We start from the raw sequence: 23,523 nt of genomic DNA, 5'->3' as shown, positions 1-23,523 counted from the left end.
AGGTAAAAGCGACACTTCGGCGTTGCTTAATGACTATGCTTGTTTTTGAGTTCAAAGCTTATGAAAAGTCAGCTCAGATAACAGCAGTAGATAATGCAATTCTGACTGTAAAAATTCATTCAAAATAGCTGTACTTAGCTGTGGATGAGTATTAAAAATACAGCTAAAAAAGATTTGCATAAATTATTGAATTGATTGTGCTGTATTTGCAGCTAACTTTCTTTTTGCTAATGAACTTAACTCAATGGCAAGACTTACGAGTAGAAAACAAGCATAGTCTTCTATCTCTTAGTTTTATGACAACTGTAAAAGGGGTACTCCGGGTTTTAAACGATATCCACAGTTCCACAAAGATTGTCACACTGTTGCATACTAAACAGACCTTAAATCCTTATTAACCAACAACGCAGCCGAAGAAGCTCTTTTACGCTTGCGTATCGAGACAGCACCAAACATAGTGCAACTAAACAGGGAACCTAGAATTGTTGAGGGTTCTGGTACAGTATAGACGCTCACTTGATTAATTTTAGATTCTATTAATAATAAACGAGTTGACTTATCAAAAGTACGGGAATATTTACCCTTAAAGTTAGTCAAAGCATATTCCTGTGTTCCGCCAAAAGATTTATCAATAGAAGTCTGACTTGAATCCAGAGTTATGTTACTACTCGGTTCAAATACAAAAGCATCATTGTTACCTATAGTTGATAAATTTCCAGAAATCTTGAAAGAGTCCAAAAGATTACCACTATCTCTGTCGTATAACTGATATAAGAACTCTCCACGAGCATTTGCACGTTCAGTGGATGCATCATCAATGGATGTTTCAAGCTTAAATAAGCCACTGAAATCAAAAGAAAATTCTTTGTCTACTATAAAATCGTAACCGATAATCGCAGCAAAGCTTTCCGCCGACCCTGTATAGCCATCACCCTGACCTTGAGCTTGGCTGAAGGACAAATTAGAGGCAGAGTTGTTTGCATCGATATTAAACTTAGCTTCAGCGTTAGCATCAGCAGTTACTTGACCACCTGTGCTAATTGCTGTGGTCACATTATCAGTCAAAGTCCTAACATCTAAAGGGCTGCTACTAAAGTTGTTAATGTTGAATCTTGACTCAGAATATGCAAGGGTAGCAGCTTGGCTCGGTAAGGCTGCCAATATCGAAGTAGCGATCACTGGAGTAGCCAATGCCAAAAAACGCTTTACAACTTTGGTGTACTTTTTCATACAATTTTTTGTTTTTCTTTTATGATGTTAAGATTGCAAATTTGTCATGCTTGTCTACGGACTTACTAATGAGTAAAAGCCAAGTATAGGCAAGCAAGATGGGCAGCTTGGGAACTTTCCAAGCCATGTTTGTCTTATGTAGAAGAAATCTTCTATTTAAGGACTAATTTTTATTTACCACTTCCGCACCTTTATATAAGTAATAACCGTATAAGTACTTTAGTTATTAAATCTAGAGTGCAGTTAATTGGTTACATACTTATACTAGTCGTGCATCCACTAGTTTGTTATAAAGCTTGAGTAAAAAAGAGCATTTTTTAATTGGAATTTACGTAAGGATTCAGTAGGGAAAAGTTCACAAATTCAGTAGGGAGGAGTTCACATAAATGATGTTGGTGCCAGAACATCCTTTGATGAGCAAGCAAATCACTGTACAATCTAGCAACGATCGCCTGTACCAATTATCGAAGTCAGGATTGGTATCAATGCGGTTTACTGCTTAAGGTGTATAGTCTAAAGATCCCCCTTAGTGGCACAGTTGTACTAACCTTTTCTGCCAGAAGATGAAGCGCATCTGTGTTTAAATTTGAACTCCTAATTTGCGACGATTTTACGCAAAGCTGGACTAAGAATCATGAATAGCTAACGGCAACAACAAGCGACTGACTACCCGATTATCTGGTAACTGATAGAAATTCAACTCTCCTCCTAGTTCTTGCATGAGATTTTGGCAGATCACCAGATGTAAAGCTGGTGGTTGGTCGAGCTTGGAGGGAGCAAGCGCATCTTTAGGTGTATTATCATGTAGTTCTGTGAGTAGCTGTGGTTCGATCGCACCGTTATATGTGATCGATAGTTCTAGCGATGTTTGATGTTCAGCCGCTCCAGTTGTAGAAGAAGAATATTTTATATCTAAGGGTTTTGACGGATCTAAACGGCGACACCAAATATCAATTCTGCTACCAGTTTGAGAACGGTTACAGGCAGTAATCAATAATTCATGGATAACTAATTCAATTTTGACAATATCACCAGCGATCGCCATTGCAGATTGAGTGCTGGAGGGAGGAACGCCTCTAACTAATGAAGAATTCTTGGGCGATTCTTGCTCATCAATCGGTTGTCCCAAACCATGTACACCAATCCACAGCTTTTGTTGTTTCAGGTGATTTTCGATCCGTTCGAGCGATCGCTTCAGTAAACTGGCTATGGGCATCGTTTCCCAACTAATATGTAGCTGCCAGTGTTCGAGTTTTAGCATTCCACTCATGGAGGCGGCTGTATGGTCTAACTGCCGCAGCAATAGCTGGTAGCGCATCTGAGTCAGTTCATTCGCAGGAATGCCCAAATCATGTATTTGTTTAAGGGAGTGCGCCGTTATTCTTTGAATTTCCTCTAGGCGACGATGTTTGTACCAGTTAAGTTGTCGTAATTCTTCTGTTGTGGATTCTAAAAGTCGGGTAATTTGCTTTTCACGACGCCACCAAGCTAATTGAGAAATCAGAGTTGCTGTTGCACTGAGGTTTTGTTCTGACCAGCGACGCTCTTGATAGTCTGCTAACAGCACTACACTAGTGGTTTCATAATCAGCAGTTGTACGTAATGCCATCACCAAAATTTGACCTTTGTCTGGAATATTCAACCATTTCCGAGTTTCCGGGGGTAAATTATCCACCTTCAAAGTCAGGTAATTCTCCGTAACAAGTGCCCACTGAATTAAGGCTTCAGCCTGGATAGGAATAGATGCATCAGAAAAAATCCCAAATAGGCTATTGTCAATCACTCCAGGGATAATTTCTGCCCAACTCTCACCAGGCGCCCAGGATAGCATTAGCGCGAGAGGACAAGCCAAAATTGATGCTATTTGTTCAAGTGCTGTACGTTCTAAATGCTTTTTTTCGACCTCAATCCTGTTCTGGGATTGTGTCAGAATACGTAAGCATTGCTCAAATGCCTGGGAAGTTTTTTGCTGCTGGGTAGTACGGTTATGTAATTGCCACTGACGAACAATTACACCAATCTGCTGACTGACGGCCCACAGCAATTCTTTTTCTAGGGTTGTCCAAGAACGATGGCTTTCATGAGTAATCACCAAAAGTGCTGCTGGTATATGTTCATGAGTGCATTTACAAACAAGTAGCGATCGCACACCATTCTCTAACAACGAGGGACGCCAGTTAAAAAAGCGTAAATCTTCATCTAAGTTCTCAATTTCCAGCGCTTGAGTTGAATTTTGCAAAAGCTGCCCATCTAATTCTTTGAGAGTATGAAGGGTAAATGTCAACGGACGACGATTTTGGGGCTGACTTTGGTAAATAAATTGATAATTCTTCTGTTCAGGGTCATACTGCAACAGCAAAAAGCGGGTAGCACTTAATCGAGCTAAAACTCTTTTAGCACAACTATGTAAAGTTGTCTGAAGGTCATGTTCGCTATAGATACCTTGAGCAACTTGGCTAGTCAGTTGAGCATCCTCTTGAATCTGTTTGATAGTGCTTTCCATGCTTTCAGTAGGTGCAACCAGAGAAATTAAACCAGCAACACCCTGGACGAAATTTTTGTCTGTGTCTGTCCAGATGCGAGGTTCATTGCTTTCCACCGCCAGGAAACCGACTAAGTTCTTTTGCCAAATAATCGGAGCTGCCAAGAGCGATCGCACGTTCAAACGTTGCAGCAATTTAGCCGTAAAATGGCTTTTTAAAGAACTGCGGGCATCACCAATGGAGACTATTTGGTTAACTGCCAAAGCATAATAAAAATCGCTCAAGTCCTGTACAGTCATTCCCGCTGCTTGCTGACTGCTAGAATTGCGATCCATTTTCACCAACTGATTGCTCATTCGACACCAAAAGTAGCGCCCTTCTCGCTCAAACCAGTAAACATTTGTCCGATTGGGGGAGACAAATTTATGAGTTGCTTGCACCGCTGCTTCAAGTCTTTGATTCAGGTTACTGAGGGTGCGTAAATTTTCTAGCAATTCTAATAATGGCTCGTCAGTTCGCCTGGTTTGCTTTTGGTGCTTATGCATCTCATTTTGATAAAGCACTGCCCCCAGTTCACCTAAAACCATCATCAAACGTGCTTTTGTTTCTCCTGTCAGTAAGTAGCCCCAGCGTTCTGAACCCAGTAATACCAAGCCCAAGCAACGGTCTTTGTAGCGAATTGGTAAAATAATCGTTCCTTGGATGTGGAATTTTTCGGCAACTTTTCGCCATTCGGCGGCGCGGATTTCAGTTTGCAAATCAGCTACGCCCAAAGGATGCTGTTCAATTACTACTTGCTCTAATAAATCCCCAGGACTGAGAACAACTCTTTGGCGTAAAAAGCTCATGTCGCGATCGGGTGTGATCCCCCCTTTTCCGAATAATATGTGATTCAGGCGATCGTAAAGAGCAATCCAAATCAGTTTGTAGTCAAACTCTTCTTTAAGATAAGAAATAGTAGTTTCAATCAGAACGTCAACATCATCTTCTTCTCTGAGGCTTTGGAGGACGCGTCCCAAAGAGAGGATCTGCTGTTCGGCGGCTATAGGTTTTTGTGGCTGCCCCATCTGATTTATTGGTTAACATAACTTGTAATATATAAGATGCCCAAAAAAGCACCCTGAGTAATATTGCCACAAGTGTTTAATGTTGAACCTAAACAGCTTAATAAGCGGTTATGTACCCACAAGTACCTACAGCAAAACAAACCGTTGAATTTTTCTTAGTTTGCGTCAGATTAAGTAATGTACTTCAGCCAATTAATATAGTCAGACTAGATGAGAGAACCAACCAAATTTATATCTTGGCTGGCGATGACATAGAAGTGCTAATTTATCCAAACGGAAAAGTGAGGTTTTTATGACCGATATAAATCTTGCCGCAATGAGCAGAGAGCAATTGAGAGACTACGTGAAAAAACATCCACAAGACCAGATTGCATTCCAAGCATACATGGACAGACTACAAAATGAACCTGGAATTGAGATTGTTTCAATGGATCAATTTGAGCAACTAATCCGCGAGAAAATTAGAAAATCCCAAGTGGAATGATCTGCAATAGCTCCGAAAATAAAAGCTAATGGATATTTACAAATTTGCAATTAGTCCGCTTTTGTTCAATGTGATAAAAACAGACCCGGAGTGGTTACACCAGCAGACGATTCGTAGTTTTAGTTGGCTATCGCAAAGAAATATTAGCCCTCCTGCTAGTTGGGTAAACCACCGCCTACAAAAATCCCTGTGTCTGTACGATTCCCGCCTAGAACAAAATTTGTTTGGGCTAAACTTTCCAAATCCTGTAGGGTTAGCAGCTGGCTTCGACAAGGATGGAGTCGCTGCGGGCATTTGGTCTAACTTGGGTTTTGGCTTTGCAGAACTAGGAACTGTAACTTTTCACGCACAGCCCGGAAATCCGCCTCCCCGTTTGTTTCGCCTACCGTTGGATAAAGCTGCTCTAAATCGGATGGGTTTTAATAACAGCGGTGCAGCAGTAATGGCGGCACGTTTGGAACAAGGAAAGCATCAGTTAAGCCGAGCAATACCTATAGGGATAAATTTGGGTAAATCTAAGATAACTCCCCTAGAAGCAGCGGCACAGGATTATCTCGATAGTTTTCGTTTACTCAAGGATTTGGGAGACTATTTTGTTGTTAATGTCTCTTCTCCCAATACACCAGGGTTACGATCGCTCCAAGATGCTTCTATGCTCAGTGCCATCTTAGATTTATTACAACAAGAAAATACTACACAAAAACCAATTTTTGTCAAGATAGCCCCAGATTTATCATGGGAAGCGATCGCTGACATTATAACTCTTGCCAAAACCTACCAACTGGCGGGAATTATCGCCACTAATACCACGATCAGCCGTGATGGACTGAAAACCCAGGTGATTGACCAAACTGGCAAATCACCCCAAGATGAAGCAGGCGGAATTAGCGGTGAACCATTGCGCGATCGCTCCACTGAGGTAATTCGTTTTATTTGGCAGCAAACCCAAGGACAAATCCCAATTATTGGGGTTGGTGGTATTTTTTCCTCAGAAGATGCTTGGGAAAAAATTACTGCTGGTGCTAGTTTGATTCAGGTTTATACAGGCTGGATTTACGAAGGGCCAATGATGGTACGCCGAATTCTAGCTGGTTTACTTTCCAAGCTAGAACAAAGCGGATTAAATTCCATCAACGAAGCTGTGGGTTTACAAACAAAAATTCCAAAATTCTAATTACGAATTACGAATTACGAATTACGAATTGTTTTACCCTTCTTCCTCCACTGGGAAAAACTCTTTAGTTTTTTCCGAGAATGACCAGGCAATACCATCAGGGTCTCTGCTGCGACTCCATTCAGGAAATTCTGGATCGTTTCGCCGTTTATAAACCGTGCTGGAATAGACATTGAGCCGTTTCGCAAGTTCAGATTGAATTAGAGAGCCAAAAATTAACTGTTTTTCCAGCGATCGTTTAACTTCTTCATCTGTTGGCTGTGGAAGTGATTCGGTTTCTGGTTCTTCCTCCTGCGGGGTTGGTGGTGGTGCTAATAGCGATCGCGCAGTTTTAGTAACTGGTTGAGCCGGAAGTTCTTTAACAGGCTCACTACTATCGAGAATATTGCCGAGAATGCTGGCAGTTATAAAGTAATAAGACTGCCCTGCTTCTTCAGAGTTCACTATACTGGCACCAAATTCCGAGGCTTTAGCATCCAAGTAGCGTTTTGCCGTTGTTCCAGGAAAATTGCCCCTGATTGCCAAGTCCATTGGCGTAAGTCTGCCTTGATTTTCACGAACCAATTGATGAAAAATTGGGTTAACTCGCACAGTCCACTGTTGCCATTGATATTCCTGCCAAAGCTTGAAGGCAATTACTAGCACAATTACCGCTAGTAAAATTCTCCAAGTGGCAACTAGGAAAATAATCAAAAACGAGATGGGCAAAAGTAGAACGAGAAAAGCCTTACCGTTACCTTCTATGGGTTTCTCACTCATGCCGATTTTTGCCAAGTGAATTTTGGGAAATAATATTATTATATTGGCAAAAATTGAGACACTTTTTTGTATCATTTGGCAAAGTTGCGGCAAAATTTTAGGCAAAAGCTTTATTCAGTAAGCGTTATAGGCTTATTACCTTTTTGCTCATATAAGATTGGTCTGCGATGCCTACGGCGGTAAACTACGCGCAAAAGTTTTTACCAGAGAAAATAAGCGCCATACATCTCGGATAATCTACTCCCTAAATTCTAAGCAATGGCTTGCTTATACTTCTCAGACTTTTCTTTCCAAAGCACTTGACAACAAATAATACATATACTACATTAATAATACAAGTCAACTTTCATGAGGGAGTTAGCTTTCAGCAGTAGCGAATAGCTCAAATGGCAGAGCGCCCATCTTGCCCGCAAGGGCCGACGTATCGAGGGTTATCGCATATAACTAAAACACCCCCGATCAAACTTCTGGAGGTGTAGGTAAAAATCCTACTTCGTTACAGCAAATTTAATGCTGAATTTTGAATTTTGAATTTTCATGTGGTGGGTAGCTCAGTGGATAGAGCGCCTAAACATCCTTATTCATTCCTTGCCTGAAAAGGCCGACGAATTGAGGGTTATCGCCTGCCAAGCGGGAGGTCGCGGGTTCAAATCCCGCTCCACTACACCAAATTTAGTCCTGAATTTTGAATTTTCATGTGGCGGGTAGCTCAGTGGTAGAGCGCTAAACATCCTTGTTCACCCCTTGCCTGCAAAGGCCGACGAATTAGGGTTATCGATTAGGGTTCGAGAGGTCGCAGGTTCAAATCCCGCTCCGCCACCTTTCATTTTTGCCCGCAAGGGCCGGGAGATGAAGCGATGAATTACAATTTTTTCACTAAAAAGAAGACAACTACACCCCAAAATCAACCTATCCCCGGACGAGAAGCCGAAATGGTTCAGGGACGTTCCGGCGGCTGGATGTTTGATGCTGGTATTTGGAAAATGCTGCGCCGTTGTTTGTTGGTTGGCACAGCAAAAAGCACTTACTACGCTGGTAAACAGGAATTAACTGAAGATTTTGTGACAGTTGTAAGACTTGCTGTTGCCGAAAATCCCGGTCGTGTAGCAGAAGAAATTTTGTATGCTAGCGATGGACGCGCCATCAATAACAGTGCGCCTATATTAGCTTTAGTATTGCTATCTATGGGTGAAACACCAGAAGCAAAACAGGCGTTTGGTGAAATATTTCCGCAAATTGTCCGCACTGGCAGCCACTTCTACGAATGGCTGAACTACACCAAATCTCTGCGGGGATTTGGCAAAGTAGTGCGGGAAGCTGGTAAAACTTGGCTCTCAAGGGAAGATGTTAAGGGTTTAGCTTATCAACTGTTGAAATATCAACAGCGTCAAGGCTTCTCCCATCGGGATGCATTGCGGTTGTTCCATGTCAAACCGCCTACAGAAAATCACCGTCAACTATTTGAGTGGGTAGTTAGAGGCTGGGAAGAATTGCCAGCAGATATCCCCTCAGAAGCGTTAGCGCAGATTTGGTGGTATGAGTGGCTGAAGCGGAATCCTACCCAAACTCATGAAGCTATTTCCCAAGGACGCTTAACCCACGAAATGGCTGCACCTGTGGGCAAAATGGATAAGCTTGCTTGGCAGCTGCTATTTCAGGAAATGCCAATAGGTGCAATGTTGCGTAACTTGGGTTCTTTAACTGAACTAGGTGTATTGCGAACTGACGAAACTGCCAATTTGCTGCGAGTGGAAGCAGTTCTTAACAACAAAGAACATCTGCGTAAAGGTCGCATCCATCCAATTGATGTTTTGAAAGCACTCAAAACATATCAATCTGGTGGAACATTAGGACGCAGTAAGAAAACTTGGAATCCAGTTCCTCGGATTGTAGACATATTAGAGAAGGCGGTTGAACTGTCTTTTGATGTTGTGCAACCCACAGGTAAAGTTTTCATGCACGCCGTAGACGTTTCTGGTTCTATGGGTAGCATGGTTGCAGATATGGGACTAACTTGCTGTGAAATTGCCACCACAATGGCACTGGTGACAGCAAAAGCAGAGAAAAACTACATGATTCGCGGCTTTGCTACGGAATTCCGTGAATTAGATATTACCGCTAAAGATAGTTTTAGTTCTGCGGTTCGCAAAGCTAGCAATCAAAACTTCGGTGGAACGGATGCATCTGTAGCTTATGACTGGATGATTAAGAATAAGTTCAAAGCTGATGTAGTCTGCTTTTGGACTGACTCGGAAAGCTGGGCTGGGTATAAGCATCCAAGTCAAGCGCTGAAGGAGTACCGCCAAAAGGTAAATCCAAACGTCAAGGCGGTGTATGTCACCTTGACACCTTACCAAATTACTTTGGTAGATCCTGAAGATTCGCTGTCTTGGGATTTGGCAGGGTTCGACCCAGGTACGCCTCGGATCATCCAGATGCTAGCTACGGGTGAATTGTAGATATTGCTGAAGGGTAAAGGATGAAACACTTTATCCTTCATGCTTCATGGCGGGTTACCCTTGTTCGCAACTTGCCTTTCGGGGCCGAAGAATTTAGGGTTATCGGTTACGTCTCCACCATTGTGGGGATTAGCGGGTTCAATCCCCGCACCCGCCTTTGTTTTTGATTTTTACCTCACGCAAAGAAGAAGGCGATTTAATTTTTGAATGGTCGTTTTTCTATTTCAGCGATGGGTAAGAGTAGGGTGTCTTCGATGTGCAATCGCATTTTCTCAGAAGCACTGTCGAGGCAATAAACAAGTAATTTATTGGCATCGTAATATTGTTGCAGTAAGCACTGTTGCTTTTCTGTGAACTTCCATTCGTGCCCAATATTGCGATATTTAATCAACATCAATCTTAGCTGTTCAGCTAAATATTGAACCTCAATTGCCCACTCATCCTGCCAAGATTTTTCATAACTTATACCATAGAAAAAATTCATAGAAGCACTATAGTCAAGAATCTTATTTTCCATGTATTGAAGTAAATTCACTAGGTCTGGTTTAAGGCTATATTGTTTAACATCAGCCTTTTTGGGAGCATCACCAAAAGCATAGGCTAATTCAATGTCAAGATAAATATCATTATTTTTTTCATATTCATTCGTTAAGTTTAGACCTAACGCAAGAGCTAATTCTGGATTAAAAGTCTCTTCAAATAAAGCTATAACAGGATTAGGGCATAAGTGATAAATTGCATGATTCATACTGAGAGCTAAATGAAAATAAAAGGCTCTAATGCTTTGTTGATTAAAAGTACATCTGACGGAAGATGATTTCTGTTGTACCCATACAAGAAATAACTGTAACTCTGGATCTGATTCTAAAATGGCATCAATTTGTTCTTTAATTAAAAGTAGTTGATTGTTATTAAATCCATTCATTAAACTGAAATTTTCTACAGATACTGTACGAATTACCCTATGTAGGTAATACTCTTTATCATAATGTTTTACCAAAGAGCTAACACGTAAAGCATTAATTACCTTTTGCTTACAACTGGCTGGCAGATCCCAAAGCAAACAAAACAGCCATATTTTTGGTACAGCACTATCTTGATTAGGATAAACTCCTAAACGGCAGAGTAGTTTATAAGCTTGTAAATTATCTTTTCTGAGTTTATTAAACTGACGTTTAACAAGGTTATCTAACTTTGGATTTGCTAACAACTCGTTATGAGTTTTCAGCCAATATGAACTTAAATCACATTTAAATTCATCTTTAATATCAGCACAAATGAGAGACATAGCTTCGGCATTACCACCATAAGCTTGGTTCATCTCACTAACAGCATTAATATTTATATGGATATTATTAATTTTAAAATAATTTTTCCATGCATCTACCTTCAAACCTTCCAATTGATAAGTTTTAATCTCCTCTGATTTTAATTTGTCCTCAGAAAGCAGTTCGCGGCTTGTAATAAGTGTAATTGATTTCACACTAGTATCAGCTAGCACTTTTAAGAGTTTTACATAGTACCTTTGATATGGTTCAATGAATTCACCATTTATTAGTGATAATTCTAGGCTATCAATTAAAAAACCGATTTTTGGAGTCTGAAGCTCATTTTTAAGTTGCTCTAGCATCATTTCAAAATTTGGCTCTGGATTTATCTGAAAGCAGTCTTTTAGCTTGAACCTTACCCAATCTTCTACTGATTGGATATTTTGGGGTGTCATTATTATCGGCAGTTTTAATGGTAATAAACCCTGAAACTCAAACCATTTACGAGCTAAGGTTGTTTTACCTACACCACCCTCTGCGTGAATTAAGATAACCTTTGCACCTTCGTTAACTAGTTTATCGAGGTGTGCGATCGCATCTTCACGCCCCACAAAATTATAATTTTCAGATATTGTTTTCTTTTGACCTAATTTTTCAGTTTTTGGTAAATATGAAGTATTTGGATTTAATAATTCAGGCTTGTACTTAGCAAATAAAGCAATCAATTCGGGAAACTTCGAGTGGTGTTGATCTGTAAATTCATTCGTTAAACCAAATATCTCACAAATCTTCTGACGGTATTTTCTAACTGTCGTTGGTGCAATATTCAAAGATTTTGCGATCGCTTCATCTTTTTCGTTAGCCAGTAGTTTTAGCAGCATTTCTCGCCGCCTTTCAGTTAAGCGATTAAATACTGCATTGAAATGTTGTTGATTCATAACTCTTAGCGCATCACAACCACAATACACATCTGTGTACTCGATATAGTCACAAAGACTCACAGTATGTGTATTACTTGTGTACTAGGCTAACGCAAAAGTTGATGTAGTAATTCACTACTCGCAACTTATGAAATCTACTTACATCAACGGACGATGTTACTATCAAGGTAATAATAATGTTCTTCTTCCTGCTGTCACCACAGTTTTAAAAGCGACACAGCCACCAAAGTCTCTAGCCGCCCTTTCCTATTGGCGCAATAAAATTGGCGATGCAGAAGCAAATCGAATCGCTGCTAACAGCCGTTACCGAGGAAATACCTTGCACCAGTTGATTAAAGAACACCTGCAAGGTTACTCACCCAAACCTGACAGCAGCCTGATTCAGCCTTACTGGGATAGCGTTCAATCTGTGCTAAACCAACTTAGCGATGTTCAACTGGTTGAGCAACTTGTGCCTAACTATCAGGAACTTTACGCTGGGAAAGTTGATTTAGTTGCTCGTTACCAAGGTGTTCCGCATTTAATTGAATGGACTACAGCCGAGGAACCGAAACTGAGAATTGATAAGCTTTATGACAAGCCTTTACAACTAGCTGCTTATGGTGGTGCGATAAATCGGTATTATAGCGATCGCCTCTTTAACTGCAAAATTAACCATGCTCTTATCGTTGTAGCCTTGCCAGGTGAAGAAGCAGAGATTTTTGAATTTGATCGTGCAAGGCTAATTCATTTCTGGCATCAATGGCTTAATCGGCTGAATTTTTTCTTCAGTGCAGTGGCTGCGTAAAAGTGCGATCGCCTACGCTCGGACGGAAGCGATCGCAATTTTTAAAGGCACAACGCAAAAATTTGATCGCTGATCAATTATTCAATTACCGAATGATTAATTAAACAATGTCCCCAAGAAATTGATAATTGGTTTCCAAAAGATACCAGTTAATACATAAGGAGCATATTGCAAGATAGATAAGCTCGGCTTGAGTGAAGGCTTCATCGGTAAATTTTCTAACAGAAACGGCACTACACAAGTAAGTCCATACGCAGTTGCTAAAGCAGTAGTGAATTTAGGAGCCTGACCTGGTATAGGACTATAATAAATACCCAATAGGATGCAACAAATCATCAAAAATTGCTCCCATAAAAACCATGATTGCGGCGACAAAAAATAAATTAACCTCGGAAAGCTTTTATCAATTTTTTGTCGCATTCCCAGCAATACTGCCCAAGTTGCTGCCCCAACAATGCCATCATTCTTCAATCCATAAACTCTTTGGAAGCGTTTCACCGCTCTTTCTGTTGCACTGTCAAAATAGCTAGTAGGTTCTTTTTTCAAAAAGCCTTCATCATAAAGGATAGTTTGCAGTTCCCTAACCGCCTTCCTTAATTCTGGGGACTTAATTTTTTGACTCCGAGAAAGTTTTGGGTACAAAAGGCAAGCCCATGTTAATGGGCCAACCACTCCATCTGCTAGAAGATTATTTCTTTTTTGAAATTCTTTTACTGCTTCGTCTGTCTCTAAGTCAAATTTACCAGTAATCTCTGCAAGTAAACCTTGAATTTTTAATCGCTCTTGCAATTCGTTGATTGATTCTTGTACAGATTTTGGTGTAAACTCACGGTAAAGTGTCGGAAGTTTATTAAAGACACAGACTTGTTTTTCTTCGGGAAAATAAAGTCGAGATTGTTTTAGACCAACCAAGATACTTACAGTTTGAATTAGTTTATTCATTCAGTACTCCTTTGTTGTCAGAAGTGAAAACGATAATTCAGCCAGAGTTTTTGCTTGGTTGTCAGGATAGATGTTCCATTTGGATGCAGCCTGTTACCAACAATTATGAACTTAGTAATTAGCCTACTAAATTGACCCTAAATAGCGTAATGAACAATGTTAAAAATTTGTTAGTTAAAAATTACTAATACAACATACTCAAAGTTTTGTTAGTTAAAATGTTGCTAACCAACATTTAACAACAGAACTAATAGGGTGATATTTATGTCAGATCAGTCAGAGCGTGGGAATCTGTCTAAAGCCTGGTATCAAAAGGTTTTACACGACTGGGATATAGATCGTTTACTGACTGACTTGGAGTCTAAAATTCAAGAACGATATAGGCAAAATTCTAAAAAAGACCTGTTACTTGGGTTGCTATGTGGATATAGCTTGACAAAGATAAGTCAGGATTTGTACAGAGATAACGCTGGTGTAAGAGTGCAATTGAGCTATATCTATCGAGATATTGAAACTTTGACAGGAGAACCAGACAACAGCGTTAGGTCAAGCAACCTTATTTACATTCTAGAAAGACATGGATATCGCAGAGGTGTTGCTGCATCTAGTACCGAAAGCGCCTCTATCCCCCACAATCTGCCATCACCAACCTACACAGAATTTATTGGGCGCGAGGCAGATATGAAAAAGCTACTGGAAAGGCTTTTGCCGATGCATGGCGCTCACATGATTACAGTGCATGGCATTGGTGGCGTAGGGAAAACAGCGCTGGTGTTAGCAGCTGCTTACCTGTGCTTAGAAGCTAGTAACGAAAACAGTTCTGATGCACCTAAATTTGATGCAATTATTTTCACTTCAGCCAAACAACAAGAACTGATTCCCGATATGATTTTGCAACGGCAGCAAGGACAGCGTAATCTGCGCGAAATTTTTCGAGTGATTGCCAATGCCTTAAACGACTCTACAATTATTCAATCTCCTCCCAACGATCAATTTGAGCGTGTACGCCAATGTCTTTCTAAACAGCGAACGCTTCTGATTGTGGACAATATGGAGACTATAGAGGACAGGGATGAGGTTATAGAATTCCTATACAATTTACCCATTTGCGTCAAAGTAGTAATTACTACCCGCGAACGAATTGCCCTGCTACCAATCAGTCTGCGAAACTTGCCTCTGAATGATGGTTTGCAGTTGATTCAGCAACAAGCTGAAGAAAAAGGTATAACTATCCAAGATGAAGACTCTAGCTTGCTCTACGATCGCACTGGAGGAATCCCCCTCGCTATTGTCTACGCACTCGGTCAAGTCTCCAGTGGCTACTCTTTGAACTTCGTATTGGAGCAGTTAGCCTCCGCTACAGGCGATGTGGCTCGTTTTTGCTTTGATGAATCAGTGCAAAATATCAAGGGACAGCCACCCCACAAGTTACTAATGTCATTGGCGATTTTTCCTGACTCTCCCATCCAAGCAGCTGTGGCTGAAGTAGCTGGACTGACATCTGCTCCTGATTCTGTCAATAATGGCCTGGTACGTTTGCAGCAACTCTCATTAGTGAATCTGAACTCAGAGACTAAACGATACGAAATGCTGTCTCTGACTCGTGAGTATGCCTTAGCACAATTAGCTGCTTACCCAGATTTTGAGAAAGAAGCACGGAAACGGTGGGTGAAATGGTATCTAAATTTTGCTTACAGATACGGCGGAGAAGATTGGGAGAACTGGATACATTACGACAGGTTAAAGGAAGAGGAAGGAAATCTACGGGCAGTACTTTATTGGTGTAAAAACCAAGACCATTATGCAGAAGTTAGGGATTTATGGTTGCTCTTGAACCACTACGCCAATCTCTATGCTTATTGGGACGATCGCCTTGATTGGTTGCAATGGCTGATAGAACAATCAGAACTACGTGGTGAATGGTCATCTTTGGTGAAGTTCATGATCCGCAAAACCTGGCTGTTAATTCGGGAGTGTTCGCCTCAAAGTCTCACACAAGCAGACGAAATATTGCAGCGGGCATGGGTTTTACGCGACCATGCAGATTCATGCGTTCAAGCTGACTTAGCCGAAAGTATGGCTAGACTGCGAATCAGACAGAATAATTATATAGATGCACGCCACTGGCTAACGGTAGAAGAAAAATTAGCGATCGAGGCGAATCTAGACGGGCGACAGCACATCCGCTATTTTATTCCAGTTCTTTATCATCGGGCTGAAATCTTTTATTCAGAAGGGGAATATTCATTAACGAAGAAGCTATTTCAAGATGTGATGAAAAGTGCAGAAAAAATAAATTGGCATCGGGTGATTAATTCTGCTCAAAATTGGCTTGCTGATATTGCCATCGACCAAGGCGATCGCGATGAAGCTCAAAAGCTATTAATTAAAGGCTTAACTGTTGCCGAAAGCAGTAATAATAAGCGGCGTCTGGCTCGTTATCAACGTTCTCTTGCGCGCTGGGAGAAAAAGTGGGGAAGTGTCCAAAAAGCTTGCCAATTATCCACTCAGGCTATTAATAGTTTTGAGCAATTGGGAATGACAAGGGATGCACAGGAGATGCAAACTTTACTTGATTGCCCATAATTATCTGCAAACAACGCATTTCCAGTTGTTTTCTAGTATGGCTGCTGCCCAAATTAGGCAATGGGCTACACTTCGTCGTCAGCGATCGCACTTCTAATTTTTGTACTCTTAGCAAGATGCGTTATTTGTCAACAAAGTGTAGTGTAACTTAGTAATAATTGGGCGATCGCTATTCTTTTCGATCTAAGACTATTAATGCGGCAATCTGCTAAATATTAGCCTGGTTTCATCCCAAATTGTCCACCCAAAGACAGTAGATGAAGTTTTGTCTAAATAACTATAAGGGATGAAATAGCTCTGCATTCCAAAAAGTGAAAAAGGAACAGATTTTTATGACATTTGATTATGATTTGTTTGTCATTGGCGCTGGGCCTGGGGGATTGGCAGCAGCTAAAAAAGCAGCTAGTTATGGTGTACGTGTCGCCATTGCCGAACAAGAAGCCATTGGTGGCACCTGTGTAAATCGCGGCTGCGTCCCAAAAAAGCTGATTGTCTATGCTGCTGACTTCGCCCTCAAAAATCAAATCGCCCAAAGTTATGGGTGGAGTGACTGTCAAACATACTTTGACTGGACATTATTTATTAAGTCAGTACATCAGCATATTGACAGCGTTAACCAATCCTATTTTCAGCAATTGCAAAAAGCTGGAATTGAATTAATTTCTCAACGTGTCACTTTCATCGATACCCATACGATCGATATTGATGGACGCAAAGTTACGGCCGACAAAATTTTAATTGCTGTGGGAGGACAACCCCTTAAGCCCAAAATCCCCGGTATAGAATACGCCATTACATCCCGCGAGATGTTTCAGTTACCCTATCTGCCGAAACGTTTAGCAATTATTGGCGGTGGCTACATTGGTGTGGAATTTTCCAGTATGATGCACGCTTTCGGTTGTGAGGTGACGGTGATTGAAAAAGACGAGATGATTTTATTGGGGTTTGACGATCGCATTTGCTCTGCTGTACAACAGGGGTTGATTAAACGCGGAATTAAGTTTTTCACCAACAGCACTGTTCAAGAAATCAAATACTCAGAAGAGGGTTTGTTGTTAACTATTACTGGTGAGAAGCAAGAAATAATTACAGCAGATACCATCTTAGTTGCCACAGGTTACGTTCCAAATACCAAGAATCTTGGTTTGGAAAATGCCCATGTTGAACTTGGCGAACACGGTGCCATCAAAGTAGATGAATACAGCCGCACTAGCAAAAACAATATTTTTGCTGTGGGTGATTGCACCAGTCGGGTGCAATTGACTCCAGTGGCAAAAGCAGAGGGTATTGCCTTTGCCGATACAGTTTTTGGCAACAAGGGGCAAAAACTAAATTATGATTATGTGCCCACTGCTGTTTTTTGCCGTCCAGAAGCGGCTAGTGTGGGGATGACGGAGGCGAAAGCACGGGAAAAATTTGGTGAATCTGTAGAATGCTACTGTACTCAATTCCAACCACTGTTGTATCAGATGATCGAACAGGATGAGCCAACCATTATGAAGTTAGTGCTTAATACTGATTCTGGACAAGTTTTAGGCGCTCACATGGTGGGCGAACACGCAGCAGATATCATTCAAAGCCTCGGCGTGGCAATTCGCAAAGGCATTACCAAGCAAGATTTGGATGAAACAATAGGCATTCATCCCACGACAGGAGAAGAATTTCTGTCGTTAAATTAAAATCACGTGCAGGGCTGAGTGAAAAAGCCACAAACAGAGAAGGGGGAAATCCTTCTTCTCATCTCCCTATTTTCGTGCCCGATTATACTTTGACAACTCCAAAAATTAAATTATCCAAATTTTTGTATCCAATACAACTATCAGATTTTGCTTTGCCTACTTAAGAACAGCTTCCACAGCGATTGGAGATTTTTTTATTTGGAAGTTTCTTGTCCTTCTGAGTAAGATTTTGTGGGAGCGCCTAATTCATCTAAAGTATTCATTAATAAGTCATCTTGTGGAATATAGTCTCTGTATTGGGAATTTACCAAATCATCAAGACCTTTAATAGGTTTCAGAGCTTCAAGATCCTGAAGAGCCTCTGATGCAGACTGATATCGCTCTTTGTAGTCATCCAGGACCATTTTACTGAGAATCTTAGCTAGGGAGTGACTCACCTGAGTGCGTAGTTTACCGCCGTAGGTCTTACCCTGAGCCTGTCGAAGGGCATCGCTCCATTTGATTTCCCCATTTGCGTCTCTATCTAGCTCACGGGGTGCTACACCAGTCAAGGCTTTAATCCCAACCATGCCAACTGCATAGATATCACTACTGTACTGTGGACGCCCAAAACATTGTTCGCTTGGTGCGTAACCCTGAGTGCCAATACCAATGGTGAAAGGGGTTGACTCTTGACGATCGAGCTGTTTGATGCCGACTTCCTTGACGGCTCCAAAGTCAATCAACACCAGTTTTCCGTCTGAGTGCCGCCGGATGATATTACTGGGTTTAATATCCCGATGAATCACGTGGTTTTCATGGACAAATGTTAATGTTTGCAATAAGTCTCTGATAATTTTGATCGCTGCAATTTCTTCAATTGCTCTACCTGCTGGAAGTTCTTGATTTAAAGGATGACCAATTATCTGTTCTTGGACTAAATAAAATTCTTCATCTTCTTCAAAATAGGCCAAAAGTTGAGGAATTTGAGCGTGCCTTCCCAATTTTTCTAATGTTTGTGCCTCTGAGTGAAATAAACGTCTAGCAAGTTGCAATCCTTCTGGTTTGGTGTTGGCTGGTTTTAGTTGTTTGACAACACATCGCGGATTACCAGGACGTTGGGTATCTTCGGCAATGTAGGTTTCACTAAATCCACCGGAACCGAGAACTTTGACAATTTTGTAGCGTCTCGCCAAGACTTTCCCTGATAAAGCTAAATCTCGTTGCTGGATTAGGTGTTGGAAGTCATCTTGTTGGCTGATAATCTCTTGGACAACGGGTGAAGTTTTGTACTTTTGAAAAATGTCTACTAATTGGCGTTTTCTGATGCTTTCTCTGATAACTGAGGTTGCCAAATAGCAAATTCCGGTCATAGCGATCGCGATCGCTGGTACGCTAGTGGGAAAAATTAACTGACCATAGACAAATAACCCATAACTAATTCCTCCCCAAGCGCCAGACAGGGCGATGCTATAGAAAAATCTATGGATGCTACGTTTGCGTCTGCTAATCATCAAGGCTGCACTGCCCACTAGCATTAGCACAAACAAACCCTGCAATGGTGGACTTTTAATTCCTGGGGCGATCGCTTTCCCTAACATCAAAGTTGCGATCGCATTGGCATGAATTTCCACGCCCGACATCGGTTCAGTGCTATTACTACCAGCAACTGGATAATAATCATTATGTAACTTATCTGTTGCACCAATTAGCACGATCTTGTCTTTGAACACCTTTCCCTGCTGCAAATAGGTGTTCCAGTTTTCCGGGTCGAGTACGTGCCAAAAAGGTTTTTGCTCAAACGTACCCGCAGGCCCCCAAAAATAAATGCGATCGCCCTTTGGTCGAGGATAATTTACTTGTGCTGCCTTCAGCGCTGCTTCATCAAAAGAGAGTCGCTTTTTGCTAAATAAATTATCTTCACCTAAGAACTTGGGAAACTCACTCGCTAATCGATGAACTTTTCCATCTACTTCTAAAGGAAAATTAACTGAGCCAATGGATACTGACCCTGTACGAAACATTTGTTGTGGGTCTGTTAGTTGCGTAAAAGACCCTTGGTGCGTCTGGGAATTTTCGTAGATGGCCGCTAAAGTAACTTTATTGCCATATTTTTGCAATACTGCCTGAAATTGGCGATCGTCTGTAACTCCATAACTACTAGCTGTATCAAAAACGACATCTAATGCTACAGCGCGGGCACCTGCTTCGATTAATTTTGTGATTACCTGGGAGTATGCAGCCCGTTTAAAAGGATAAGATTTTAGCGCTTCTAAGTAGCCATACTGTTTCGGATCTGTTTTATAGTACTGTTCAGGAACCGATATTGACTGATCGTCTATTGCTAAAATTACAATGTCTTCTGGAGGCACAATCGGCCCGCGCATTTGAAAAAAGCCAGAAAGCACCTGATTTTCCATCAATTGAACCAATTCCCCACCAGAAGCGCTCAATAGTGCGCCCCCAATTGCCCAAGTACCTGCCAGTAGATGACCTAAGCGAACCATCCACCGAGAGTGGCGAGCAGATGCTGTTGAAGTCACTTTTGTTGGTTTACTTGACAGTCTATTGGCAGTAGAGACATAGTTTTTAGTTAAGGTAGATGTAGGTTCTTCTGCCATATCGTGTTACTGATTGATTTTAGTCCAACACTTTTATTTATTCAGACCGCGTTTTAGTGTAAGCACATTGAAATAAGACTTAAATGATAATCTTATACATTTGTAAAGTATCTTCTATTCATCAACAAAATTTTATTGGCAGAGCCAGCCCCCAAAAAATTCTTACTCAACCACTACTTAATTTATTCTTTTTCTGTTGAATGAGTTACAAGTAGTGATTGTCTCATAGATCGGAGCCGGATATACTCTATCAGTGCATTTGGTTGTGGCGAGATTTTACCTCACTTAACCAACAAGTACGTTACTAACTGGGTGCTATACCAGAAGCAGTCCCAAAGCTGTCTTCTGTCTCTAGCGCAATGTTGGTAATCTCCAGAAAGCGTGTCCTGATACTGACAGCTTTACCGAAAGATAGGGATTAATTTATATCTTACCTTAAGCAGATGTTATACCTCTTTAGGAGTAAACTTTAGTGTTATGCAGCGATGAATGCTGTTACTGGGTCAATTTTATGGGTAGATTTTGATCGCCAAGTGGCCCTTGCAGTGCTGGAAGTGAATCAGGTTAACACTCAGGATCTCAACTTCAATATTGCAGGCGTTTTTATGTCTTGAAAGAGGTAGGATAAAAGCTATAGATAAAGAACTACGTTATAGATATTAGCAAACAAGGCATTTGAAAATTGCTATAATCTATTGTTCCATCTAAATTCATATATATTATTAGGTGTAAATTTGTATGGGTTCTCCAATGAATCGTCTATCTATTTTTGTAGATGGAAACAATATGTTCTATGCTCAACAAAAAAATGGCTGGTTTTTTGACCCGCGACGAGTCTTAGAATACTTCAAACATGAGCAATCAGAAACAACATTAATTAATGCCTTCTGGTACACTGGCTTAAAAGATCCACAAGACCAGCGAGGTTTCAGAGACGCTCTAATTAGTCTAGGATATACAGTACGAACTAAAATTCTGAAAGAATATTATGATGATACGTCAGGTCGTTACTCGCAAAAAGCGAATTTAGATATTGAAATTGTAGTAGATATGTTTAATACAGTAGACCAGTATGACCGAGTAGTATTATTCAGTGGTGATGGAGATTTTGAAAGAGCAATCGAACTATTACGCTCAAAAAATACACATATTACGGTAGTATCAACAGAAGGAATGATTGCTAGAGAGCTACGCAATGCTACTGATAGATATATAGATTTAAATGATATCAGAGATCAAATAGAAAAAACTGAAGGTTAGTAGCTTTAACAATTATTTACAAAAATAAGAGTAAAAGAAAAACTAGGGTTGAAGATATATTAAGCCACAAGTAAACACTAAACACTAAACAACAAACGGCAAATGACAAACAAAACAGATCGAATCATCATTTTTGATACAACATTGCGAGATGGAGAGCAGTGTCCGGGAGCGACTTTGAATATAGACGAAAAGCTAGTTATTGCCAAGCAATTAGCGCGTCTAGGTGTAGATGTAATTGAAGCAGGCTTTGCCTTTGCTAGTCCCGGAGATTTTGAAGCAGTCAAGAAAATTGCTCAAATTGTCGGGACAGAAAATGGGCCGATAGTTTGTAGTTTGGCAAGAGCCATTAAAGCAGATATTGAAGCGGCTGCGGAAGCATTAAAACCAGCAGTTAATGCCAGAATTCACACATTTATTTCGACTTCTGATATTCATTTAGAGTATCAATTGCGAAAGTCACGGACAGAAGTACTAGCGATCGCCGAAGAAATGGTAGCTTATGCCAAATCCTTCATGACAGATATCGAATTTTCGCCGATGGATGCGGCTCGTACCGATCCAGAATTTCTGTATCAAGTTTTAGAGCGAACGATCGCAGCTGGTGCAACAACAGTTAACATTCCTGATACTGTTGGTTACACAACTCCCAGCGAATTTGGAGCAATGATTAAGGGCATTATCGAGAATGTCCCCAACATTGACCAAGCGATTATTTCCGTTCACGGGCACAATGATTTAGGCTTGGCAGTTGCTAACTTTTTAGAAGCTGTGAAAAATGGCGCACGGCAACTAGAATGTACGATCAATGGCATTGGCGAACGCGCCGGCAATGCATCATTAGAAGAATTGGTAATGGCGTTGCACGTGCGGCGGCAATATTTTAACCCTTATCTCGGCAGACCAGCAGATTCTCAAGAATCGCTGACAAATATCGACACCCGACAAATTTATAAAACCTCACGCTTAGTTTCTAATTTGACGGGAATGTTGGTACAACCAAATAAAGCGATCGTCGGGGCGAATGCCTTTGCCCATGAGTCTGGAATTCACCAAGATGGTGTGTTAAAAAACAAACTCACCTACGAAATTATGGATGCTCAATTGATTGGCTTAACAGACAATCAAATCGTTTTGGGCAAACATTCAGGTAGAAATGCTTTCCGGACTCGGTTGAAAGAATTGGGCTTTGAACTGTCGGATACTGAGTTAAATAAAGCCTTTGTTAGATTCAAAGAAGTAGCAGATAAAAAGAAAGAAATTTCTGATTGGGATTTGGAAGCGATCGTTAACGATGAAATCCAACAAGCACCCGATTTGTTCCGGGTAGAGTTGGTGCAAGTTTCCTGCGGTAGCAACGCCCGCCCTACTGCTACAGTTACTCTGCGTACCCCTGACGGTGAAGAATTAACCGATGCTGCGATCGGTACTGGGCCAGTGGATGCAGTTTACAAAGCCATCAACCGTGTGGTGAATGTACCCAACGAGTTGATTGAGTTTTCTGTGCAGTCAGTAACAGCCGGTATTGATGCCATTGGCGAAGTAACGATTCGTTTACGTTATGAATCTAAAGTGTTTTCTGGTCATGCAGCGAACACAGATATCATCGTAGCATCCGCGCAAGCTTATGTTAATGCCTTGAATAGGTTGTATGCATCTTTGCAAACTCAAGAAAAGCCAGAGGAAGTAACTGCACAAAAAGTCTGAGATCGGAATCTGTGAAACTGCCAGTTTTTAGCTGATGCTAACAAACTCTTCTCCAACTTTAGCTACGGTGTACACACAAGTCTGAAATAGCTGATTA

General features: G+C 41.0%; 16 protein-coding genes and 2 tRNA genes. 12 read left to right on the top strand and 6 right to left on the bottom strand.

Annotation, left to right across the window (positions count from 1 at the left end; translation table 11 throughout):
• Positions 1–372: 372 nt before the first annotated feature.
• Together RMY16_RS17210 and RMY16_RS17205 are read right to left on the bottom strand one after the other, a co-directional pair.
• The gene (locus RMY16_RS17210) at positions 373–1,230 is read right to left on the bottom strand and encodes a PEP-CTERM sorting domain-containing protein (protein ID WP_322737422.1); all 858 of its coding nucleotides are present in this window, start codon (positions 1,228–1,230) and stop codon (positions 373–375) included.
• Positions 1,231–1,855: 625 nt separating this feature from the next.
• A complete protein-coding gene (locus RMY16_RS17205) occupies positions 1,856–4,780 on the bottom strand; it encodes a GAF domain-containing protein (RefSeq protein WP_322737421.1) in 2,925 nt (974 codons plus the stop codon).
• A gap of 110 nt (positions 4,781–4,890) precedes the next feature.
• On the opposite strand from RMY16_RS17205, the gene RMY16_RS33065 reads away from it, so the two are divergent.
• Genes RMY16_RS33065 through RMY16_RS17195 form a run of 3 tightly spaced genes read left to right on the top strand, consistent with a single transcriptional unit; the run spans position 4,891 to position 6,438 of the window.
• On the top strand, positions 4,891–5,076 hold the full coding sequence (locus tag RMY16_RS33065) for a DUF6888 family protein (protein WP_409880741.1): 186 nt from the start codon (positions 4,891–4,893) through the stop codon (positions 5,074–5,076).
• Positions 5,073–5,264 (top strand): DUF6887 family protein, encoded by a 192-nt coding sequence (locus RMY16_RS17200; RefSeq protein ID WP_322737420.1) that lies wholly within the window; start codon positions 5,073–5,075, stop codon positions 5,262–5,264. Before RMY16_RS33065 ends, RMY16_RS17200 begins: the two co-directional genes overlap by 4 nt.
• 28 nt (positions 5,265–5,292) lie before the next feature.
• The gene (locus RMY16_RS17195) at positions 5,293–6,438 is read left to right on the top strand and encodes a quinone-dependent dihydroorotate dehydrogenase (RefSeq protein ID WP_322737419.1); all 1,146 of its coding nucleotides are present in this window, start codon (positions 5,293–5,295) and stop codon (positions 6,436–6,438) included.
• A 33-nt stretch (positions 6,439–6,471) separates the two neighbouring features.
• Here RMY16_RS17195 and RMY16_RS17190 read toward each other — a convergent pair whose 3' ends face one another.
• Positions 6,472–7,197: a hypothetical protein gene (locus tag RMY16_RS17190; protein ID WP_322737418.1), complete on the bottom strand. Its 726-nt coding sequence runs from the start codon at positions 7,195–7,197 to the stop codon at positions 6,472–6,474.
• A gap of 539 nt (positions 7,198–7,736) precedes the next feature.
• Between RMY16_RS17190 and RMY16_RS17185 the strand changes: the two genes are divergently transcribed.
• The 3 genes from RMY16_RS17185 (at position 7,737) to RMY16_RS17175 (ending at position 9,656) form a co-directional block, all read left to right on the top strand.
• A tRNA-OTHER gene (locus tag RMY16_RS17185) sits at positions 7,737–7,866 on the top strand.
• Positions 7,867–7,895: 29 nt separating this feature from the next.
• Positions 7,896–8,017: transfer RNA gene (locus RMY16_RS17180), tRNA-OTHER, on the top strand.
• Positions 8,018–8,054: 37 nt separating this feature from the next.
• Positions 8,055–9,656: a TROVE domain-containing protein gene (locus RMY16_RS17175; protein ID WP_322737417.1), complete on the top strand. Its 1,602-nt coding sequence runs from the start codon at positions 8,055–8,057 to the stop codon at positions 9,654–9,656.
• A gap of 196 nt (positions 9,657–9,852) precedes the next feature.
• On the opposite strand, the gene RMY16_RS17170 is transcribed toward RMY16_RS17175, so the two are convergent.
• Positions 9,853–11,862: an NACHT C-terminal helical domain 2-containing protein gene (locus RMY16_RS17170; RefSeq protein WP_322737416.1), complete on the bottom strand. Its 2,010-nt coding sequence runs from the start codon at positions 11,860–11,862 to the stop codon at positions 9,853–9,855.
• 130 nt (positions 11,863–11,992) lie between these two features.
• On the opposite strand from RMY16_RS17170, the gene RMY16_RS17165 reads away from it, so the two are divergent.
• Entirely contained in the window at positions 11,993–12,652 is a 660-nt protein-coding gene (locus tag RMY16_RS17165; protein WP_322737415.1) for an exonuclease, read from the top strand.
• A gap of 96 nt (positions 12,653–12,748) precedes the next feature.
• Here the strand turns inward: RMY16_RS17165 and RMY16_RS17160 are convergent, their stop codons facing one another.
• Entirely contained in the window at positions 12,749–13,594 is an 846-nt protein-coding gene (locus RMY16_RS17160; protein ID WP_322737414.1) for a peptidoglycan-binding protein, read from the bottom strand.
• A 264-nt stretch (positions 13,595–13,858) separates the two neighbouring features.
• Between RMY16_RS17160 and RMY16_RS17155 the strand changes: the two genes are divergently transcribed.
• A complete protein-coding gene (locus tag RMY16_RS17155; RefSeq protein WP_322737413.1) occupies positions 13,859–16,180 on the top strand; it encodes an NB-ARC domain-containing protein in 2,322 nt (773 codons plus the stop codon).
• A 332-nt stretch (positions 16,181–16,512) separates the two neighbouring features.
• On the top strand, positions 16,513–17,859 hold the full coding sequence (gene gorA, locus RMY16_RS17150; RefSeq protein WP_322737412.1) for a glutathione-disulfide reductase: 1,347 nt from the start codon (positions 16,513–16,515) through the stop codon (positions 17,857–17,859).
• A 194-nt stretch (positions 17,860–18,053) separates the two neighbouring features.
• Here the strand turns inward: gorA and RMY16_RS17145 are convergent, their stop codons facing one another.
• Positions 18,054–20,459, bottom strand: a complete 2,406-nt coding sequence (locus RMY16_RS17145; RefSeq protein WP_322737411.1) for a CHASE2 domain-containing serine/threonine-protein kinase — start codon at positions 20,457–20,459, stop codon at positions 18,054–18,056.
• A 485-nt stretch (positions 20,460–20,944) separates the two neighbouring features.
• On the opposite strand from RMY16_RS17145, the gene RMY16_RS17140 reads away from it, so the two are divergent.
• From RMY16_RS17140 to RMY16_RS17130, 3 genes are all read left to right on the top strand, one after another.
• On the top strand, positions 20,945–21,073 hold the full coding sequence (locus RMY16_RS17140) for a hypothetical protein (protein WP_289799018.1): 129 nt from the start codon (positions 20,945–20,947) through the stop codon (positions 21,071–21,073).
• Positions 21,074–21,197: 124 nt separating this feature from the next.
• Positions 21,198–21,719, top strand: coding sequence for an NYN domain-containing protein (locus tag RMY16_RS17135; protein WP_041565194.1), 522 nt, complete (start codon positions 21,198–21,200; stop codon positions 21,717–21,719).
• Between the two features lie 102 nt (positions 21,720–21,821).
• On the top strand, positions 21,822–23,426 hold the full coding sequence (locus tag RMY16_RS17130; RefSeq protein ID WP_322737410.1) for a 2-isopropylmalate synthase: 1,605 nt from the start codon (positions 21,822–21,824) through the stop codon (positions 23,424–23,426).
• Positions 23,427–23,523 lie beyond the last annotated feature (97 nt).

The sequence above is a fragment of the Nostoc sp. DedQUE12b genome, from assembly GCF_034530835.1.
Classification (GTDB): domain Bacteria; phylum Cyanobacteriota; class Cyanobacteriia; order Cyanobacteriales; family Nostocaceae; genus Nostoc.
Note: the sequence above shows the minus strand (reverse complement) of the source record. Positions and strands in the feature narration are given on the sequence as shown.

Bases quoted from the DNA above. Each gene is read 5' to 3' on its own strand.
- RMY16_RS33065 (WP_409880741.1), top strand. From the start codon at position 4,891: ATGTACCCACAAGTACCTACAGCAAAACAAACCGTTGAATTTTTCTTA.
- RMY16_RS17130 (WP_322737410.1), top strand. From the start codon at position 21,822: ATGACAAACAAAACAGATCGAATCATCATTTTTGATACAACATTGCGA.
- RMY16_RS17135 (WP_041565194.1), top strand. From the start codon at position 21,198: ATGGGTTCTCCAATGAATCGTCTATCTATTTTTGTAGATGGAAACAAT.
- gorA (WP_322737412.1), top strand. From the start codon at position 16,513: ATGACATTTGATTATGATTTGTTTGTCATTGGCGCTGGGCCTGGGGGA.
- RMY16_RS17170 (WP_322737416.1), bottom strand. From the start codon at position 11,862: ATGAATCAACAACATTTCAATGCAGTATTTAATCGCTTAACTGAAAGG.
- RMY16_RS17160 (WP_322737414.1), bottom strand. From the start codon at position 13,594: ATGAATAAACTAATTCAAACTGTAAGTATCTTGGTTGGTCTAAAACAA.
- RMY16_RS17200 (WP_322737420.1), top strand. From the start codon at position 5,073: ATGACCGATATAAATCTTGCCGCAATGAGCAGAGAGCAATTGAGAGAC.
- RMY16_RS17210 (WP_322737422.1), bottom strand. From the start codon at position 1,230: ATGAAAAAGTACACCAAAGTTGTAAAGCGTTTTTTGGCATTGGCTACT.
- RMY16_RS17145 (WP_322737411.1), bottom strand. From the start codon at position 20,459: ATGGCAGAAGAACCTACATCTACCTTAACTAAAAACTATGTCTCTACT.
- RMY16_RS17155 (WP_322737413.1), top strand. From the start codon at position 13,859: ATGTCAGATCAGTCAGAGCGTGGGAATCTGTCTAAAGCCTGGTATCAA.
- RMY16_RS17165 (WP_322737415.1), top strand. From the start codon at position 11,993: ATGAAATCTACTTACATCAACGGACGATGTTACTATCAAGGTAATAAT.
- RMY16_RS17195 (WP_322737419.1), top strand. From the start codon at position 5,293: ATGGATATTTACAAATTTGCAATTAGTCCGCTTTTGTTCAATGTGATA.
- RMY16_RS17190 (WP_322737418.1), bottom strand. From the start codon at position 7,197: ATGAGTGAGAAACCCATAGAAGGTAACGGTAAGGCTTTTCTCGTTCTA.
- RMY16_RS17205 (WP_322737421.1), bottom strand. From the start codon at position 4,780: ATGGGGCAGCCACAAAAACCTATAGCCGCCGAACAGCAGATCCTCTCT.
- RMY16_RS17175 (WP_322737417.1), top strand. From the start codon at position 8,055: ATGAATTACAATTTTTTCACTAAAAAGAAGACAACTACACCCCAAAAT.
- RMY16_RS17140 (WP_289799018.1), top strand. From the start codon at position 20,945: ATGAATGCTGTTACTGGGTCAATTTTATGGGTAGATTTTGATCGCCAA.